Consider the following 16,993-nt stretch of genomic DNA (forward strand, 5'->3'; position numbering starts at 1 on the left):
GCAGACATTACTTCACTATCTTGCTCATTCATGCAAGCCTCCCTTTGATAAAGACGTTGTTTTCAGTATTCTGTCAGCCCCATAGGGTTGTATTTGTGAGGTGCGCCAACGTTACATTGTAACTACTGAGGTACCCAGCATAGGTATCCAAACAGCTATAGGGCTATATTTTTTCAACCCTCGAGCGCTCCACCGCTCGGAGGCCGCGCCGCCCAAAACGCCGGGCCAGCTCCAGTTCACCCATTACCAACGCGGTTGGTCGCCCGTGCGGGCAAACCCAAGGCAGCTCACACGCGGCCAGGGTATCCAGCAAAGCCTGGGCGGAAGCGCCCGCCAGCGGATGTCCGGCCTTGATGGCGGGCAAACAGGCTAGCCGGGCCAGTACGCTGCGCCAGGCTTCGGCAAAGCTGGGCGCGCCCAGGCTGCCTTTTACCACTTCGGGGATGAGCGAGGGGTGCCCGGCCAGAAAAGCCGGAATGGTACGGATGCGGTATTTGCCGGGGCCGAAAGGCTCGAGCAACAGCCCGGCTTGCTCGAGCTCATGGGCGCGCTCGGCAAAGTTGAGTTCCTCGCCCAGGGCAAGCGAGACCAGCTCGGGGTGGGGGAGCTCCTGGGGGGGCTCTTCCCGGTAGCGGCGGGACAACTCTTCGTAGAGGATGCGTTCGTGGGCGGCGTGCTGATCCACCACGTAAAGCTCGTCGCCCGCCTCGGCCAGCAAGTACAGCTCGCGGAAGCGGCCCAGGTAGTGAAGCCTGGGAAAGCGGGTTCGCTGCACCGGAGAAGGGCCGGTCATGGGGGTGGGTTCGGGCAAAGCCCGGGCCAGCGAGTGGGCCGAGAGCAGGTTTTGCACCGCCTGGGAGACAAACCCCAGCACGGGTTCGAGCCGAACCAGCTTCACGCGGGATTTATCGGGGGAGGTATTGACCAGCAGGTGCTCGACAGGGATGTCCAGGTTCAGCACGCCCACCGGAAACTGGCCGTGGGGCAGGAGTTCTTTGTAGGCGGCCAGTACGGCCTGTAAAAGGGGCTCGGGCCACTCCACCGGGCGGCCATTCAGGGCCAACAGCAGCCGGTCGCGACGGGGGCGCGACAGCTCGGGACGCGAGAGCAGGCCCGATAAACGAAAAGCCCCCTCGGTGGCCTCCAGGGGCAACAACCGGTTGGCCACCACCGAGCCCCACAGCAGTTTGGCAACTTCGCCAAAGCCACCCCCCGCATGGGCGATTTTCACTTCGCCGTCCACCACCAGTTGCAGGGCCATTTCCGGGCGGTGCAGCAGGTAGCGCGAAACCAGGTGTACCACCTTGCGCCCTTCGGCAGCCGGGGCCTCCAGGGCGTTTCGGCGGGCGGGCAGATGGCTGAAAAGGGTGGTGACCTCGACCCGGGTTCCGGCCGGGGCCGGGTGTTCCTGGAGCTCAACTTCGTCTTGAAAGGCTACCAGGGTTGCACCGCCTAGCTGCTGGGGGGGCCTCGAGGTGAGCCGCACCCTGGCGGCCTGGCGGATAGCCCACAGACCTTCGCCTCTAAAGCCCAGGGTGGTGATCTGTTGCAGGTCGGTGAGCTTGCTGGTGGTGTGGTGTTCCAGGGCCAGGGCCAGCTGGTCTTTGGGGATGCCGATTCCGTTGTCGCTCACCACAATTTTGTCGAGCCCGCCGCCCCACAGCTCGAGGTAAACCCGGGTTGCGCCTGCGTCGAGGGCGTTCTCGAGCAGCTCCCGCACCACATCAGCAGGATCCGACACCACCTCCCCCGCCGCAATCTCGCGGATCAGGTCGGGGGGCAGTTTGCGAATCATGGCGGTCAGGCCCCAGGGGCCTCGAGAACCTCCGGAGAGAGGCCCTTGAGCCTCTCCTGCAATTTTCGCAAAAAGAGCAGGGCGTCCAGGGGGCTGGTGCGAACCAGGTCGAGCTCCAGAAGTTCCTCCAGCACTTCCCTGGACAGCCCCTTCTGGCTGGCTTCCAGCCCGCTCATCACGGTTTTGGCCCGTGCCAAGACCTCTGCGGGCAGGCCCGCCAGCCGGGCTACTTCCAGCCCGTAGCTTTTGCTGGCCGGCCCCGGCAAGACCTGATGATAAAACACCAGCCCGCCCGCCTCCTCCCTGGCGGCTACATGGGCGTTGCGGGCAGCGCTCAAGCGCTCGGGCAGGGCGGTAAGTTCGAAGTAGTGGGTGGCAAACAGCGTGTAGGCCCGTACCCGGTCGTGCAGGTGTTCGCAGGCAGCCCAGGCCAGGGCCAGGCCGTCGTAGGTGCTGGTGCCCCGCCCAATCTCGTCCAGCAGCACCAGGCTTCTGTCGGTTGCGTTGTGCAGAATGGTGGCCAGCTCTTCCATCTCCACCATGAAGGTGCTGCGCCCACCCGCGATGTCGTCCGAAGCCCCGATGCGGGTGTAGATGCGGTCAAAGAGGGGCAGCGTGGCCGACTCGGCAGGCACAAAAGAGCCAATCTGGGCCAGCAGGGCAATCAGGGCCGTCTGGCGCAGATAGGTAGACTTTCCGGCCATGTTGGGCCCGGTCAGAATCAGAAGCCGGGCCGAAGGGCTCATGGAAAGGTCGTTGGGGATGAACAGGCTGCTGCGCTCCACCACCGGGTGCCGACCCGCCCGGATGCTCAGGGTGCCATCGCGCGAGAAGCGGGGGCGGCTGTAGCCGTACTCCACCGCGGCCTCGGCCAGCGTGGCGTATACGTCCAGCTCGGCCAGCACCTGGGCGGCCTGGCGCACCTCGTCGGAGGCTTTGGCAACCTGCTCGCGCAACTCCAAAAACACTGCGTATTCGCGCTTGATGGCCTCGGTCTCGGCTTGCAGGATTTTGCGCTCCTGTTCTTTGAGTTCAGGGGTGCTGAAGCGCATCCGATCCTTGAGGGTCTGGAGGGCCCGCCAGTTCTCGGGAACCAGGGTGTAGTGCGGGCGGGTGACCTCGAGGTAATACCCAAACACAGCGTTGTAGCCCACCTTGAGGTTGGGAATGCGGGTTCTCTCGCGCTGCTCGGTTTCCAGCCGGGCAATCCAGGCCCGCCCTTCCTCGGCCCGGTGGCGCAATTCGTCCAGCTCAGGGTCGAAGCCTTCCCGAATCAGGCCCCCCTCGGTGATTTTCAAAGGGGGGTCTTCGACCAGGGAGGCCGCAATCTGCTCGGCCACGTGGCTCAGGCTGGGTAACCGCTCAGACAGGCTCGAAAGGGGCCCCAAACCCCCCAGAAGCCCGGTTAGATCGGGTAGGAGCGACAAACTGCGCTGCAAGGCCGAAAGGTCGCGGGCGCTGGCCCTTCCGGCCAGCAAGCGGGCTGCGAGGCGCTCGAGGTCATGCATCCGGTACAGAATCTTGCGTACTTCGGCTCGCAGCACCCCGTCGCGCACCAGCGCCTCCACAGCATCCAGCCGGGCCTGCAAGGGGGCCTCCTCCACCAGCGGATGCCGCAACCAGGCCCGCAGCAAGCGCCGTCCGGGTGCGGTGCGGGTTAGGCCCAGCACCCCCAGCAGGGTGCGCTCCTCGCTTCGATCCCCCACAAAACTCGGCTCGTAAATTTCCAGGGTTCGCAGGGTGGACTCGCTCAGTTGCATGAAGGCGCTGGGGTCGTAGCGCAAAAAGCTTCGTACCTGGGGCAGCCCGTTCTCCTGTACCCGCAGGGCGTAGGCCAGCACCGCTCCTGCCGAACGCAAGAGCGCCGGGTGTTCCAAACCAGGCGGCAGGGGGTCAAACTGGGCTTGCAGCGCGGCCCGCCCCACTTCCCCCTCGAAACCGGCCTCCGAGAGCATCACTGGAAAACGCTGCTGGAACTCCTGCAAAAAATCCGTTTGGTGGTACAGCTCTGGGGCCAGCAGCACCTCGGCGGGCCGGAAGCGAAAGAGCTCGTCGTAAAGGGCGCTCTTGCTATACAACACGCTGCCGCGAAACTCGCCGGTAGAGATGTCCAGCAAGGTCAGCCCGTAGCCATCGCTGGTGCTGATGGCGGCCAGGTAGTTGGCCTCTGGCCTCAGCAGGTTCTCGCGCATCACCGTGCCGGGCGTGAGCAGTTGGGTCACCTCGCGCCGCACCAGCTTGTCAGCTTCCTCGGCCAGCTCTGTCTGGTCGGCTACGGCCACCCGAAAGCCCTGTTTCAGGAGCTTTTCCAGATGCACATCCACCGAGCGAACCGGGATGCCGGCCATGGGGGTGGTGAAATCCCGGGCGGTCTTGTGGGTCAGGGTAAGGTTCAAAGCCCGCGAAAGCCGCTCGGCATCCTCGCCAAAGGTCTCGTAAAAGTCGCCCACCTGAAAGAGCAGCAAATAATCGGGATAGGCATCCCGCAGTTCGACGTACTGCTCGAGCAAAGGCGGTAAGGGGCCCGGCCCCTGGCCCTTGAGGGTCATGCATAACATGATACCCTCTGACAATTGTGGGCAAAGGGGTTCAGCGTTTTGTGTTGAGATGCAATTTTGAAACTAACGGGCCACTTCCCAGGCCAGATGCTCCAGCTCGGGCTTTATGAGCTTGGTCCAGGCCACCATCACCGCGTTGGGCGAACCTGGGGTGGAAATCACGACCTTCTTGCGGTAGGTTCCGGCGGTGGCGCGGGAGAGCATGGCGGCGGCGCCCACCTCGTGGTAGGAGAGCATCCGAAACAGCTCGCCAAAACCGGGCATGGGCTTCTCGATCTTGCGGGCCAGCACGTCGTAGGTGGTGTCGCGGGGGGCGATGCCGGTGCCGCCGTTGAACAGGATAATTTGCGCCCCGGCATTCACCATGTCGTCCAGCGCCTGCGCTACCTGCTCGGGCTCGTCCTTGATGATGCGGTAGCCCACGATGCGGTGGCCCATCGCCTCGATTTCGGGCTTCAGGTAGTGGTAGTTGGTGTCGGTCTCGGGGGTACGGGTGTCTGAGGCCGTAACGATGGCGATGTTCACCGGGCCCCTGGCCCTGGCAATCTCCTTGTGCTTTTCGGTACTCTCGGACATATCCAAAATTCTACGCTGTGGCAGGGGCCGATGAGCGTGGGACAGATGGGATTCTTCCGAGGCTTCGAGGAAGCACAATAGGCAGAGAGAACGCTTGTGCCAGAAGCATCCAAGAAATAGTCGGATTCAAAAAGACCGTTGGCGAAAATAAAAACCCCGGAGGCTGTCTTATTGACGCCAGTTTCGGAGATAGAGAAGAGAAGGAAAAGTCGTGCAGGTAGAGAAAAGAGAGACCTCCAAGTAGGCTAAGGGTGCAATCTGGCAACTGCCCAAGCCAACGAGGAGGTCAATATGAGCATATCTCTACCCGAGTTGTTCTGTGATGTGGATGATTTGCCAGGAGTTTAAGGCTGAACTGTCGAAAAAGCAGTGGGCAAGTGGCTCAGGACTGGCTGAGGGTTCAAGACGGGGTAAGCCTGGCCCCAAACCCAGGTTGTGTGCGAGTGAGGTGATGACCCTGTTGATTCACTTTCATCAGTCCAGCTACCGAGATTTCAAAGCCTACTATCAGAAGTTATGTACTGGTGCAGTTGCGGGCGGAGTTTCCCAGTCTGGTGAGCTATCAGCGCTTCATTGAGTTATTGCCGCAGTGTCTGTTGGCTCTATGTGCTTATCTGAAGCGTTGTTTTGGGCCATGCACCGGCATCTCGTTTGTAGATTCGACCAGCCTGAAGGTCTGTCACAACCTGCGCATCCATTCGCACAAGGTCTTTGAAGGGGTTGCCCGGCGGGGCAAGAACTCCATGGGTTGGTTCTATGGTTTCAAACTCCACTTCCTCTGCAATGACCGAGGGGAACTGTTATCGGTCTACTTCACCCCCGCCAATACCGATGACCGTAAAGGACTACTGCACATGATTCAAGGCATGAAAAACCTCTTTGGCAAGATTTTTGCTGATAGGGGCTACATTTCCCAACCTTTGGTGCGGCAACTCCTGACCGAGTTTGGCCTCGAACTCTTCACGGGTTTGAAGAAAAACATGCACACCACCCTGTTCAGTCGCCAACTTCATGGTCAATGGCTTGTGTGCTCTCATCGCCTACTGCCACCAGCCCAAGAAGCCTTCCCTACGTCAAGAGCAGCCTTTTCAGCTTATCGCCTAACTCCGAACTGGCGTTCGATAATGTCCCACGTGCCCCTCAACGGGCCGTTCTCAGTAAGGCAGTTATGGGTGGAAGAGAAGGGCGACTTCGATTGCGGGTCATGCTCGAAAAGCAGAGCTCTGGCTTGTGAATCGCTGCTTGCTGTTTTCAAATACCAATTTGAATCTTTTGTTCAATCGGTGGGTTTAGAATGTCGGGGTGGGGTAGGGCTACGATAAACTTGCCCCCCCGTTTTAGATACTCCTGATATTGGCGAGCCATCTCGCCGGGTTCACCGCTCAGCAGGAGCAGGTAGTCGGGTTGTTCTTCGAGCAGCTTGTGGATCCCATAGATGGGGATATGCACCCCAGCCATGTAGCGACCCTGTTTGCTGGTATCGCTGTCTACTACAAAATCAATCACCTCTCGACCCAGCCCAACATAGTTGAGCAGGGCCGTGCCCTGGGAATTAGCCCCGTAGGCGGCCACCCTTCGTCCACGGGCACGCAGTTCGGTCAGGAGAGCCACTAGGGCTTCGCGCACGGCGGCGATGCGGGAGGCAAACTCGAGGTAATAGGCGGCCCCGGTCAGGCCCAGGGCTTGTTCTTCCTCCATATACCAGCCCACCGAGGATTCGATCTGACGGGTCTTGCCCAGGTAGTAGCGCAGATAGCCCTCTGAGAGCGGTTCGACCCGCTGGAGCCACAAGCCGTGGCGGCGTACCAGTTCGTGCAAGGCGCTGACCGAGAAATAGTGTTGCTGATGGTGGGTAAAGTGCTCGAACTGCCGGGCCTCGAGCATCGCCCGCACATAGGGCAGTTCCATCACCACCAGGCCCGTATCCTTAAGCACCGCCGCGAGGCTCTCGAGCAACCCGTTGAGGTCGCTGCTATAGGAAAGCAGTTGATTCACCAGCACCACATCAGCCCGCAGACCTTCCTCGCGGAGCAGGTCGGCATAGTGGCGATCAAAGCGCTCGTGTCGGGTGGGAATGCCCTTGCTGGAAGCCGCTTTGCTGCGTTCTGGATGGGGCTCGAGATATACCACCCGCACCCCCGCCTGCATCAACTGGCGCATCAGCTCCGGGCTACTTCCTTCCAGGGCCAGCACCAGCTGGTGCGGGCCCAGCCGGTAGCTGTGCATCAGCCGCTCGAGCAACCCTTCCGGCATCGGCTGGGCTGGTGCCGGTGAGTCCTCGGCAGGGTCGCCCATGAGCTGAACCAGGCTACAGCGCTTGCAAAAGCCCACCTCGAGGCTGCGCCGTTCTTCGGGGGTAGCAAGCTGATCGGCGCCCAGGGTGCTGGAGAGGGGCAGCCTTCCCAAACTTAGAAAGGACACCAGCTCTCCCGACCCGCACGAGCGACAAGTCTTGACTTTCTTCATTGAAATCACCTAGCCGCAAGAGCGGCATCTCTGCGTAAAGGGTACAAACCAGGCCGTAATCCTTCCGTTATCGGGGTTTACCCGCATGGGTAGCGGGTTGTACCGGTTCGTTAAGGGGTCTAAAATGAGCCTTTGCAAGAACAACGTAAGCGTAACGAGTTCTTTAACGAGCCAGCAGTGGCCTGTTAATCTTGCTGGAATGCAGACCCGAAAAGACAAAAAGCCACCTGTTGCATTAATTTCTGGTACTTCTCTGACACGCGCCTCCGGGCATCAGCGGGCGGCCAAACACCCCGTTTTGTGCTTTATCAGAGGATTTTGAACCAGAACGGACAAATGAACCTTCTGTCCTAAACATTTTGTTTCAAATGGGCTACCCTAAACACATGGCCATCGTCACGCCCCAAGCCATTCGCCAGGATTTTCCACTTCTGATGCGTCATCCCGATCTGGTCTACCTCAACTCGGCGGCCACCAGCCAAAAACCTGAAGTGGTCATCGAAACTGTCTCGCATTACTACCGGGAGCTCAATGCCAGCGTCCACCGGGGGGCCTACACCCTTTCGGTGCGGGCCAGCGAAGCTTATGAGCAGGCCCGCCGAACCCTGGCCCGCTTTATTGGAGCCGACGAGGGCGAGATTATTTTTGTACGCAACACCACCGAGGCCCTCAACCTGGTGGCCTACGCCTGGGGGCTGCACAACCTGCGGCCAGGCGACGAGATTCTGCTCACCGAGATGGAGCACCACGCCAACCTGGTGCCCTGGCACCTGGTCTCTGAGCGCACCGGGGCCAGGATCAAAGCCATTCCGCTGGGGCCGGATGGCCGCCTGGAGCTGGAGGCCCTGGACTCGCTCCTATCCCACCGGGTCAAGCTGGTGAGCGTGATGCAGGTTTCCAATGTGCTGGGAACGGTTAATCCAGTGGCCGAAATCGCCCAGGCGGCCAAAGCCGTGGGAGCCCTGATGGTGGTGGACGGGGCCCAGTCGGCCCCCCACATGCCCGTGGATGTGCGGGCACTGGGAGCCGATTTCTACGCCTTTTCCGGGCACAAGATGCTGGGGCCCACCGGGGTGGGGGTGCTGTGGGGCCGCTACGAGGTGCTGGAAACCCTGGCCCCCTTTTTAGGGGGCGGCAGCATGATTCGAGAGGTGTATGTAGACCGCTCTACCTATACCCAGCCCCCGCAGCGCTTCGAGGCCGGAACCCCCGCGGTGGCCGAGGCCATTGGGCTGGCGGCGGCAGTGGACTATCTGGCCAGGCTGGGTATGGAAAGGGTATGGCAGCACGAACTCGAGCTGGTCTCTTACGCCCTCGCACGGCTGGACGAAGAACTACCCGAAGTACGCACCTTTGGACCCCGAGGCCCAGACCGGAGCGGCGTGATTCCCTTTGTGCTGGGCGATATTCACGCCCACGATGTGGCAACCGCCCTCGACCAGTACGGTATAGCCGTGCGGGCCGGGCACCACTGCGCCCAACCCCTGCACCGCAAGCTGGGCGTTCCCGCCACGGTGCGGGCCAGTTTTTACATCTACACCACCCAGGAAGACATTGACCGCTTCATCGAGGCGCTTAAGAGGGTGCGGGACTTCTTCAAAGACTGGCTTTGAAGGTCTCGAGCAAACCCCAAATCATCCGGCGCCGGGCGCTTCCTCACGGAATTGCAGCTCGTAGAGGTCACGGTAAAGCCCGCCCTGCGCCAGCAGTGCCTCATGGGTGCCCTGCTGCACCACCTGCCCCTTCTCGAGCACCACGATTAGGTCGGCGGTTCGCACGGTGGAAAGCCGGTGGGCAATCACAAAGGTCGTGCGGCCTTTCATCAGCTTGTCCAGGGCTTCTTGCACCAGCGCCTCGGACTCCGAGTCGAGCGAACTGGTGGCCTCGTCCAGAATCAAAATCCTGGGGTCTTTGAGCAGGGCCCGGGCGATGGCGATTCGCTGGCGCTGTCCGCCCGACAGCTTGACCCCACGTTCGCCCACAACGGTCTGATAGCCTTGCGGAAAAGCGCTGATGAACTCATGGGCGTTGGCGGCCTGGGCGGCCTCGATGATCTCGGCCTGGGTGGCCTGGGGTTTGCCGTAGCGGATATTTTCCTCGATGGTGCCCGAGAAGAGCAGGGTTTCCTGCGGCACCAGGGCAATCTGCCCTCGCAAATCCAGCAGTCGTAGTTGTCGGATGTCTATCCCGTCCAGGGTAATGCGTCCCTGGGTCACATCGTAGAAGCGAGGTATCAGGGCAATCAGCGTGCTTTTACCGGCACCGCTGGGCCCTACCAGGGCCACCACCTGGCCGGGTCGGGCGCTCAGGCTGACGCCCCGCAGCACTTCCCCGCGTTCGTCGTAGGCGAAGTGGACGTCCTCCAGACGCACCTCGCCGCGCACCTGGCTCAACGGGTGGGGGTTCGTGGGTTCTTTCAGTTCAGATGGCGTATCCAGAAGCTCGAATATACGGCTGCTGGCGCCCAGAGCACTCTGCACCTGGCTCCAGATGCCGGCCAGGGTGCCCACGCTGGCGGCCACGTTGAAGGCATACAAAATAAAAGAAACCAGCTGACCGGGGGTGATTTCGCCCAGCGAGACCAGCCGCCCTCCATACCAGAAGATGAGGCCCAGGGCACTAAAGATGGTGAAGAACACCACCCCACTCAGCCCAGACGATACCAGCGCCCGCCGCAGGGCGGTACGGAAGGACTCGCCTATCAAGCGGCTATAGCGTTCGGCCTCGAGCTTTTCCGCCGTAAACGACTGCACCACCCGGATGCCGCTGATGGACTCCTCGGCGCGGGCATTGGCCTCGGCTATCTTGTCCTGGAAAGCCTTACTCATACGCCGGATGATGCGCCCAAGCACAATGGCCACCAGGATTACCAGCGGAACCACCGCCAGAATGAAGCTCGAGAGCTTCCAGTTGGTGACGAAAAGGATGGTCAGCGTGGCAGCAAACATCAAGGGGGTGGTGAAAAGCTGCACCAGGGCGTTGGAGGCGACCCCCTGTACGGTGGCGACGTCCGAGGTCAGGCGGCTGGTGATATCGCCGGTTTTGTGGTTCTCGAAGAAGCGCGGAGAAAGGGTGAGCAGGTGGCTGAACAGGTTGCGCCGCAGGTCGGCTACCACCCCCTCGCCGGCGCGGGCGAAGAGATAACTTTGCAGCCCACTAAAAAGGGCCTGTCCGGCAAAGACCCCTATCAGCAGCAGAGTGTAGCGGTCAATCTGCCCCAGGTTGCCCTGCTCGAAAATGGAGGCGTCGAGCATCCGGCTAACCAATTGCGGAAAGGCCAGGAAAAAGCCTGTGGAAATGAGGCTCGCCACGCCTGCAAGTAGCAGGCCCAGTCGGTAGGGCCGGGTGTAAGCCAACAGGCGACCCAACTGACGGAAATCGCCTTTAGGGGCTTTATCTGAAGGGGAATTGGCGCGAAATACGGGTCGCATACTGGTTGTTAGTCTGCCCTACCAGGTAGATGGGCATTGTGCGCTGTGTCCGGATGCCTTGCCTGCGGGCTTTACAATGAAGGCCATGAGCCTCCTGGATGAGCTATACAAAGAAATCATCCTGCGCCACTACAAATCGCCCCACAACTATGGCCCCCTGGACTCGGCCAATGTGCGGGTGAAGGGCGACAACCCTTCCTGTGGCGACCAGATCGAGCTAATGGTTCAGACGGATGGGAACCACATAACAGACCTTCGTTTTCAGGGACAGGGCTGTGCCATCTCCCAGGCTTCGGCCTCGCTGATGACCGACCTGGTCAAGGGTAAATCCTGGCCCGAGGCGCTGGCGCTGGAACAACAGTTCAAGGCCATGATTGTGGACGGAGCCGCGCCCACCCCTGAACTGGGCGACCTGGCGGCGCTGTCCGGAGTACACAAGCTCGCAGCCCGGGTCAAGTGCGCTACCCTGGCCTGGAATGCCCTGGAACAAGCGGCCCATCAGGCGGGTGCGCTACCGCGAGAACCAAAACCATAGCCCAGGGAACTCTTCCCTGGGCTTCTTCGCAAGGTTCTGGATTCACTAACAAACTAGAGTGCTGAAATCGTTGAAGTCGGCGCGGAATCCGCCGGGTACACCCCTGGCAATCACCGAGACGGCATCGTGGGAGTGGAGGCTCTCGAGGTGTGAGCAGGCTGCCTGAAAGTCGTGGATACGGGGGTCACGGACAAGCTGCTCGTAGATCAAACGGGCGGCATCTTCCACAAACTTCACGTAGGCACCATTAAGCTCGGCGAAGGCTTGCTCATCCTCGCGCTTGACCATGACCTGAGTCTCGGTTTTGAGAGCCTCGCGGGCATGCCGAACCAGGTCTTCCAGGTGCAAGGAGGTATCGGGGGCCACTTCGACCTTGATGCGGGCCTTGGAGCGCTGGCTGTGCGGGATGGCGTAGGCACCCCGGTTGTCGCGGGCGTGCTCGGCCAGCTCGGCGGAGCAGGGGCAGGCCGAAGAGTAAACGAAGTCCAGCTCGACAAAGCGGCGTATGCGCCCGTTTTCTTCAATGGCTGCCTCGTAGCTGCCGTTGTAGTACTGGTAGCCTTCCAGCCCTGAGCGCAGCGCAGACACCAGCATCGGGTAGCTGAAGCTGACCTTGACCCGCGCTGTGAGGCTGTCGAGGGTGCTCCGGTAGTCCTGTACGATCTGGGCCAGGGTGTCGAGACTGAAGACCTCGTCTTTGTAGGCGTAGAAGGTGCGAATAATGCGGCTCATGTTGATGCCCTTGAGGTCGGCCTCTAGCGAGACCGTGCCGGTGACGCGGGCCTCGAGGGTCAGGGCTTCGCCCTGGGGCGTGGCAAACTTGAGTGGCAGCTTGAAGCCCGAAATACCCACCTGCTGGATGGCCACATTAGCCCCTTCTACCGAGTTCACGGTCTCGGTCATGTCGGGCAGGCTGGCTTTGTAGGCGTCGTCGGGCTGGAAATCCGCGTCGTAATAGCGAGTGATAACGGGTTCAGCGCCATCGGTGTTGTGAAACAGATAGGCTTTCTTGCCGCCGTTTTTGTCCAGTTTGGGAAGGGGTAGATCGAGGATTTGCTTGTTGTCGTAGCTAAGCAAGGGGGTCTCCTTTTTCCGTCAGCAACCTCGAGCAGTCTGACGGCTATGCAAAGTGAAGAGAGATTCCGGATAAAGCCCCCAAACCACCTCCCTTCCGACTGGCTCAGGGGCTTTGCGCTGGTGAGTATTCCAGCGTCCTATAGAGTATGCCACCTTATACAAAATATGAACGTAACCTGGACACTTGTTTTTGAAAAAAGCTGATTGGTATGGTCAGTGCGCTTGATTACCAAAAAGGTAGGCAAACTGAATGAGCTGTGTGTCAGGTGCAACCTGTATAAATTACAGCGTCGTATAGATGTCCGTACACCTCCGGGTTTCGAGAGGGATTGACATAGAGCCCCCTCCCTACCACGTAGGGAGGGTGGGGGAGGGTATTGGGTGAGGCCCCCAACCGCCAGGTTACGCAAAGTCGCTGCTCAGCAACCCCACCTAACCTCCCCCACACGGTAGGGGAGGAACGAAAAGGTTTCTGCTACGGCTTTTGCAATGGACACTTTGTACGGGTATTTATCCAACTGTGTAATAAAAGCCCAGAAGGCTGTCTTTTTGAATCCCAGAGCACACCCATCCCTTTGGTCGACGAAAAAGCGTCTCCCGTTCCAAGGGGCGATATCGCCCTCCGCTACGCGGATAACTCTGGTCGGGTTGGTTCGTAACTATTCGGCAACGAACCAACCGAATCTGAGATTACAGATTCCAGCCACCCGCCACCTCGAGAACCTGTCCGGTGAGGTAAGCACTCGATTCGTCCACGAAGAACAGCACTGCTTTGGCCAGCTCCTCCAGCCGTGCCAGGCGGCCTATAGGAATCTCGTCCAGGGGCTTTGAAACGGAGTTCTCGGCTACCCCCGGCGAGACCACGTTCACCGTCACGCCTTTGGCCGCCAGGCGTTTGGCCAGTGACTTGCTGTAGATAATCAGTCCGGTTTTGGCAATCACATAAGGGGTAATGTTCGGACGGGCCAGCAAATTCTGCGCCCCGGCAAAGCCGATGTTCACTACCCGCCCATAGCCGGTTGCGCTCAGGTAGGGGAGGGCTGATTGGGTCAGGTAAAACGGCGCGTTGAGGTTGGAGTCGAGCATCCCATGCCACTCCTCGGGGGTCAGCGTTTCGAGCGGTTTTTTGAGGTAGTCGCCCACGTTGTTGACCAGCACCTGCAAGCCGCCGAGCTGTTCGGCCACGCTGTGAATCAAGCGCTGTGCTTCCTGCGCCTGGGTGATATCTGCCGCTACCTTGATGGCCCGCACCCCTAACGCCTGGGCCGCCTGGCGGGTGCGCTCGGCCTCGTTCTCGCTCTGGCGGTAGTGCACGGCCACATCAAAGCCTTTTTCGGCCAGAGCTAGCAAAATGGCGCGCCCGATGCCTTTGGCCGAGCCGGTTACCAGCGCGACCTTGCTCACGGATTCTCCCTCTGAAACTTTTCAATCAGGGTACGGGTGATGTTGTTCAGGGGGTACCGTAGGGCTTCCTCCGGGGTTACCCAGGCCCACTCGAGGATTTCCTCGTTGGGGGTAATGGTCTCAACCCGGCTTTCGGCGTAGTAGTTGATGAACAAAAAATGCAGGGGCTTGTAAAACTGCGGGTCGAACACCCCCTCTAACAGCATGGCGTAGCGGATGTTGTAAAGCTCGAGGCCCACCTCTTCTTGAAATTCCCGTTGCAGGGCCTTTTCCAGCGGTTCTCCCCACTCAATTTTGCCCCCTGGTACGCCCCACAAGCCCTGCCACTTGGTGGTCTTGACAATCAGCACCCGGCCCGAAGGCCCCTTCACCAGGGCCCCCACGGTGGGAATCGGATATCTGGACTCCATACAGCAACCTTCAGGCTACGCAGCTAAGCGGGATGAAAAGGTGCTGGAGGTTAACATGGGCCGGAAAAGGGAAAGCCAAAAGCCAGGAGGCCTCGAGCCCCAACTAATTCTGTAGCTCCTTGTAAACCGCATAGACCCGTCCCCCTTTGGGGTAGGCCTCGAGGCTGTACAGCACGCTATGGTTGGGGAGGGCGGTTTTGGTTTTTTGCGGTAAGCCGGTCTCGAAGGCTATTACCAGGGGGTCGTTGCGGCGAAAGCCGGTGCCCCGGCTCACCCGGTCCAATAGGCGGGGGTGCTTGGCGCTGAAATAGACCCGCAGGGGTTTGCTACCTGCCATCAGCACAATTGAGGGGGTAGGGCCGCGCTCGGCCAGCGCGATAATCACCACCTCCTCCGAGACCTGGTGCAACTCGGCCAGCTCGGGCACCAGCCGGGGGATCTGGCCCTTTTTGGCCAGGGCCGCGTCCACCACCTCGCCGGGCAGGAGCATCTCGGCGGCGCCCAGGTTGCAGAGGGCCTCGAGCTCTTTTTCCAGTTCCTGTCCCGCGTAGGCTTCGTGCAGGTCGGAGAGCAGGTCGTTGTCCTGCTGGATCAGCACGTGCATCACCTCATGGGCCAGGGTAAAGCGCTGGCGTTTAGGGGGGGAGTCCTGGTCAATCAGAATATGGTTCTGCTCCGGCACCAGGGCCCCAAACTTGCCCGCCGGCAGCTTGCCATAGGAGAGGCTCGCGCCAATGCCTCCGGCCAGCCGTTCGGGGGTTAGGGGGGCGTGGGCCTTGCGGTAGCCCCGCGCCAGCTCGATTACTCTGGGTCTTAAGTCCATGTGCTCAGCCTGCTTTCCTGCCTTACCGGATAGCTACAAAAACCGAAACCCGCAGGCTGTTTTCGTGAACTTCGTAATCGAATGTATAGGCCCGCTGGGGTGCGCCGGGCTGCTCAAAATAGGCATGGATCTCGTGCCAGGCCTGAGTCACCGAGCCCGGCCTGGGCCCTTCAGCGGTGAACATCAAATACCTTCCTGCCGGTACGTTCAGGCCGCTCAAACCCACCGGCACGTCGTCCTGCCCAATCACCTGGTAGCCCAGCAGCACCGAAAATGGGCCCTCCGAGCCGCTTTCATAGTTGTAGTAGACCACAAAGGGCTTACCCTTGGCCAGGCGCTTGGGAATCAGGAGCTCGAGCTCTCCGCGCTCAATCTTTTCCCACAAAGCCGGGATTTTAGCCGTTTGGGAACTGGCTTCGGCCACTCGGCTGGTACGAGCCTCGTAGCCCGCTACAAAAAAGCCAGACTCCGAAGTGCGAACAGGCTTGCCCATAGCCTTCATCTTATGCGGATCTCGAATCACTATGTGACAGCGCTCCCCCGTCGGCGGCCCTGATCAGCAGGCTGCACGTCTGGAAGGAGGTTACCAAGGCTGTTGTTGTACGCTCGCCTTGCTCGGGGCACAAAAAAAGCCGTCGGCCTCTCAGCCTTCGGCTTTGGGCTTTTGGCCTTCGGCTAACCTTCCAGCACCCGCTTGAGGTGCAGGAAGATCTCGTACCAGTCGCGCTTGGACTCCGGGCGCTTGCCGCGCAACTCGATGCGGGCCAGGGTGCGCTGCCACTCCGGGGTGATTTCGGCCCCCAGGGTGGGGTCGGCAATCAGCTCGGCCAGGCCCTTGGGCAGCGAGGCTTCGGTGCGCTCCCCGTAGAAGTCTACCGGGGCCAGCAGATCGTTGACCGTTACGTTGTAGGAGCCGGCCAGGGTTTGCAGGGTGTCAAGGGAGGGGTTGGTGCGGCCCCGCTCGAGGTCGGACAGATAGGGCACGGAAAGCCCACTCTTCTCGGACAAATCCTTCAGGCGCCAGCCCTGTTGGCTGCGCAGTTCGCGGAGACGTTCGGCTAGTGTCATGGTTCTGACGGTAGCATAAAATGTTTCTACGGTCAAGACGTAATGTCCCGCTCGGGTATTGCGTTATGCAGATAGATTATGCTAACATCATAACGGGAGGCAAGCACATGAACATCAGCGAAAACGTTTGGAGAACCATTGGGCGCGGAACCGTACATCCGAGCGAAGTGCTGAACACCCTTATTGAACTCGATAACCGCAAGGGCCAGATTGGTTTGTGGGCCCTGGAAAACGAACTGCGCCAGAAACTGCCCCTGCTTCGCCCCATGGCCCGCCCGCTGGCCCAGGCCTGGCTCGAGGCCACCATCCAGTACCGCACCACCTACTACCCCGAAACCCGCCTAACCCGCCTCTGGAATCGCCTGGTGGGGGCCGATGCCCCAGGCGAAGCCAGAACCCTGCCCATGGCCAGCTAGTGCCGCGCACTGACCCCAGGGTCGAAGCGCATAGGGTACGGGAGGCGGTTATGTTCTCAACATTTTTTTGGGAAGTAGAGGCCCGGGATCGGCAACAACGCCTGCTCGAGGACACCGTGGGGATTGGCCCCACTCTTCCAAAAGCTGTACAGGAGGCCCGCATGATGCAACTCGCTCAGCAAGTCCAGGTTTCAACGGTGGGGAATATCCGCCCAGTGTCTGCTTATGTGTTTGTCTCTTGTACTCAACCCAAGCGCATCGCTCACGCCCTGAGCCGCCTGCCAGGGGTGGTCAAGGCCGATGCCCTGCTGGGGGCCTCCGAGGCGGTGCTGGTGGTGGAGCGGCACAACTTTGAAGCGCTGCAAACCCTCTTGACCGAAGTGCAGTCCACCCCCGGAGTCAAGAAAGTTTCAGTAAAGTTAGCAGCATGAACG

15 protein-coding genes and 1 pseudogene are annotated in these 16,993 nt (G+C 60.4%); 5 read left to right on the forward strand and 11 right to left on the reverse strand.

All coding sequences use genetic code 11. The annotated features are described in order from the left end of the window. Nucleotides 1–163 precede the first annotated feature (163 nt). The 3 genes from mutL to J3L12_RS09725 all read right to left on the reverse strand — a co-directional run bounded on the left by mutL (nt 164) and on the right by J3L12_RS09725 (nt 4,929). Complete coding sequence (gene mutL / locus J3L12_RS09715; RefSeq protein WP_208014855.1) at nt 164–1,795, reverse strand: DNA mismatch repair endonuclease MutL; 1,632 nt, start codon at nt 1,793–1,795, stop codon at nt 164–166. A 5-nt stretch (nt 1,796–1,800) separates the two neighbouring features. Beyond that, nucleotides 1,801–4,344, reverse strand: a complete 2,544-nt coding sequence (gene mutS / locus J3L12_RS09720; RefSeq protein WP_208014856.1) for a DNA mismatch repair protein MutS — start codon at nt 4,342–4,344, stop codon at nt 1,801–1,803. Nucleotides 4,345–4,416: 72 nt separating this feature from the next. Further along, a complete protein-coding gene (locus J3L12_RS09725) occupies nt 4,417–4,929 on the reverse strand; it encodes a molybdenum cofactor biosynthesis protein B (RefSeq protein ID WP_208014857.1) in 513 nt (170 codons plus the stop codon). 291 nt (nt 4,930–5,220) lie between these two features. Between J3L12_RS09725 and J3L12_RS09730 the strand changes: the two are divergent. Further along, nucleotides 5,221–6,033, forward strand: a pseudogene (locus J3L12_RS09730) (IS982 family transposase). A gap of 147 nt (nt 6,034–6,180) precedes the next feature. On the opposite strand, the gene J3L12_RS09735 reads toward J3L12_RS09730, so the two are convergent. After that, nucleotides 6,181–7,395, reverse strand: coding sequence for a class I SAM-dependent methyltransferase (locus J3L12_RS09735; RefSeq protein ID WP_208014858.1), 1,215 nt, complete (start codon nt 7,393–7,395; stop codon nt 6,181–6,183). Between the two features lie 368 nt (nt 7,396–7,763). On the opposite strand from J3L12_RS09735, the gene J3L12_RS09740 reads away from it, so the two are divergent. Beyond that, nucleotides 7,764–9,008 (forward strand): cysteine desulfurase, encoded by a 1,245-nt coding sequence (locus J3L12_RS09740; protein WP_208014859.1) that lies wholly within the window; start codon nt 7,764–7,766, stop codon nt 9,006–9,008. A 21-nt stretch (nt 9,009–9,029) separates the two neighbouring features. Here J3L12_RS09740 and J3L12_RS09745 read toward each other — a convergent pair whose 3' ends face one another. Further along, nucleotides 9,030–10,826, reverse strand: a complete 1,797-nt coding sequence (locus J3L12_RS09745) for an ABC transporter transmembrane domain-containing protein (protein WP_208014860.1) — start codon at nt 10,824–10,826, stop codon at nt 9,030–9,032. Between the two features lie 85 nt (nt 10,827–10,911). Here J3L12_RS09745 and sufU point away from each other — a divergent pair, with 85 nt between their 5' ends. Continuing rightward, nucleotides 10,912–11,361 (forward strand): Fe-S cluster assembly sulfur transfer protein SufU, encoded by a 450-nt coding sequence (gene sufU / locus J3L12_RS09750; protein WP_208014861.1) that lies wholly within the window; start codon nt 10,912–10,914, stop codon nt 11,359–11,361. Nucleotides 11,362–11,406: 45 nt separating this feature from the next. Here the strand turns inward: sufU and folE2 are convergent, their stop codons facing one another. From folE2 to J3L12_RS09780, 6 genes are all read right to left on the reverse strand, one after another. Continuing rightward, on the reverse strand, nt 11,407–12,438 hold the full coding sequence (gene folE2 / locus J3L12_RS09755; protein WP_208014862.1) for a GTP cyclohydrolase FolE2: 1,032 nt from the start codon (nt 12,436–12,438) through the stop codon (nt 11,407–11,409). Between the two features lie 690 nt (nt 12,439–13,128). After that, nucleotides 13,129–13,842 carry a bifunctional dihydropteridine reductase/dihydrofolate reductase TmpR gene (tmpR, locus tag J3L12_RS09760; RefSeq protein ID WP_208014863.1) on the reverse strand — a complete coding sequence of 238 codons (714 nt, stop codon included), beginning with the start codon at nt 13,840–13,842 and terminating at the stop codon, nt 13,129–13,131. Beyond that, the gene (locus tag J3L12_RS09765; RefSeq protein WP_208014864.1) at nt 13,839–14,252 is read right to left on the reverse strand and encodes an NUDIX domain-containing protein; all 414 of its coding nucleotides are present in this window, start codon (nt 14,250–14,252) and stop codon (nt 13,839–13,841) included. Before J3L12_RS09765 ends, tmpR begins: the two co-directional genes overlap by 4 nt. A 103-nt stretch (nt 14,253–14,355) precedes the next feature. Beyond that, nucleotides 14,356–15,075 carry an ImmA/IrrE family metallo-endopeptidase gene (locus J3L12_RS09770; RefSeq protein WP_208014865.1) on the reverse strand — a complete coding sequence of 240 codons (720 nt, stop codon included), beginning with the start codon at nt 15,073–15,075 and terminating at the stop codon, nt 14,356–14,358. A 22-nt stretch (nt 15,076–15,097) separates the two neighbouring features. Further along, a complete protein-coding gene (locus J3L12_RS09775) occupies nt 15,098–15,568 on the reverse strand; it encodes a GyrI-like domain-containing protein (RefSeq protein WP_208014866.1) in 471 nt (156 codons plus the stop codon). Nucleotides 15,569–15,750: 182 nt separating this feature from the next. Further along, nucleotides 15,751–16,143 (reverse strand): helix-turn-helix transcriptional regulator, encoded by a 393-nt coding sequence (locus J3L12_RS09780; RefSeq protein ID WP_208014867.1) that lies wholly within the window; start codon nt 16,141–16,143, stop codon nt 15,751–15,753. A 107-nt stretch (nt 16,144–16,250) separates the two neighbouring features. Between J3L12_RS09780 and J3L12_RS09785 the strand changes: the two genes are divergently transcribed. Further along, the gene (locus J3L12_RS09785; RefSeq protein ID WP_208014868.1) at nt 16,251–16,559 is read left to right on the forward strand and encodes a hypothetical protein; all 309 of its coding nucleotides are present in this window, start codon (nt 16,251–16,253) and stop codon (nt 16,557–16,559) included. 50 nt (nt 16,560–16,609) lie between these two features. Next, entirely contained in the window at nt 16,610–16,990 is a 381-nt protein-coding gene (locus J3L12_RS09790) for an Lrp/AsnC ligand binding domain-containing protein (protein WP_208014869.1), read from the forward strand. The last annotated feature ends 3 nt before the right edge of the window (nt 16,991–16,993 follow it).

It is taken from the genome of Meiothermus sp. CFH 77666 (assembly GCF_017497985.1).
Classification (GTDB): domain Bacteria; phylum Deinococcota; class Deinococci; order Deinococcales; family Thermaceae; genus Meiothermus.

Coding starts and splice junctions, on each gene's coding strand:
- mutL (WP_208014855.1), bottom strand. CDS start 1,795: ATGATTCGCAAACTGCCCCCCGACCTGATCCGCGAGATTGCGGCGGGG.
- mutS (WP_208014856.1), bottom strand. CDS start 4,344: ATGACCCTCAAGGGCCAGGGGCCGGGCCCCTTACCGCCTTTGCTCGAG.
- J3L12_RS09725 (WP_208014857.1), bottom strand. CDS start 4,929: ATGTCCGAGAGTACCGAAAAGCACAAGGAGATTGCCAGGGCCAGGGGC.
- J3L12_RS09735 (WP_208014858.1), bottom strand. CDS start 7,395: ATGAAGAAAGTCAAGACTTGTCGCTCGTGCGGGTCGGGAGAGCTGGTG.
- J3L12_RS09740 (WP_208014859.1), top strand. CDS start 7,764: ATGGGCTACCCTAAACACATGGCCATCGTCACGCCCCAAGCCATTCGC.
- J3L12_RS09745 (WP_208014860.1), bottom strand. CDS start 10,826: ATGCGACCCGTATTTCGCGCCAATTCCCCTTCAGATAAAGCCCCTAAA.
- sufU (WP_208014861.1), top strand. CDS start 10,912: ATGAGCCTCCTGGATGAGCTATACAAAGAAATCATCCTGCGCCACTAC.
- J3L12_RS09765 (WP_208014864.1), bottom strand. CDS start 14,252: ATGGAGTCCAGATATCCGATTCCCACCGTGGGGGCCCTGGTGAAGGGG.
- J3L12_RS09770 (WP_208014865.1), bottom strand. CDS start 15,075: ATGGACTTAAGACCCAGAGTAATCGAGCTGGCGCGGGGCTACCGCAAG.
- J3L12_RS09775 (WP_208014866.1), bottom strand. CDS start 15,568: ATGGGCAAGCCTGTTCGCACTTCGGAGTCTGGCTTTTTTGTAGCGGGC.
- J3L12_RS09780 (WP_208014867.1), bottom strand. CDS start 16,143: ATGACACTAGCCGAACGTCTCCGCGAACTGCGCAGCCAACAGGGCTGG.
- J3L12_RS09785 (WP_208014868.1), top strand. CDS start 16,251: ATGAACATCAGCGAAAACGTTTGGAGAACCATTGGGCGCGGAACCGTA.
- J3L12_RS09790 (WP_208014869.1), top strand. CDS start 16,610: ATGTTCTCAACATTTTTTTGGGAAGTAGAGGCCCGGGATCGGCAACAA.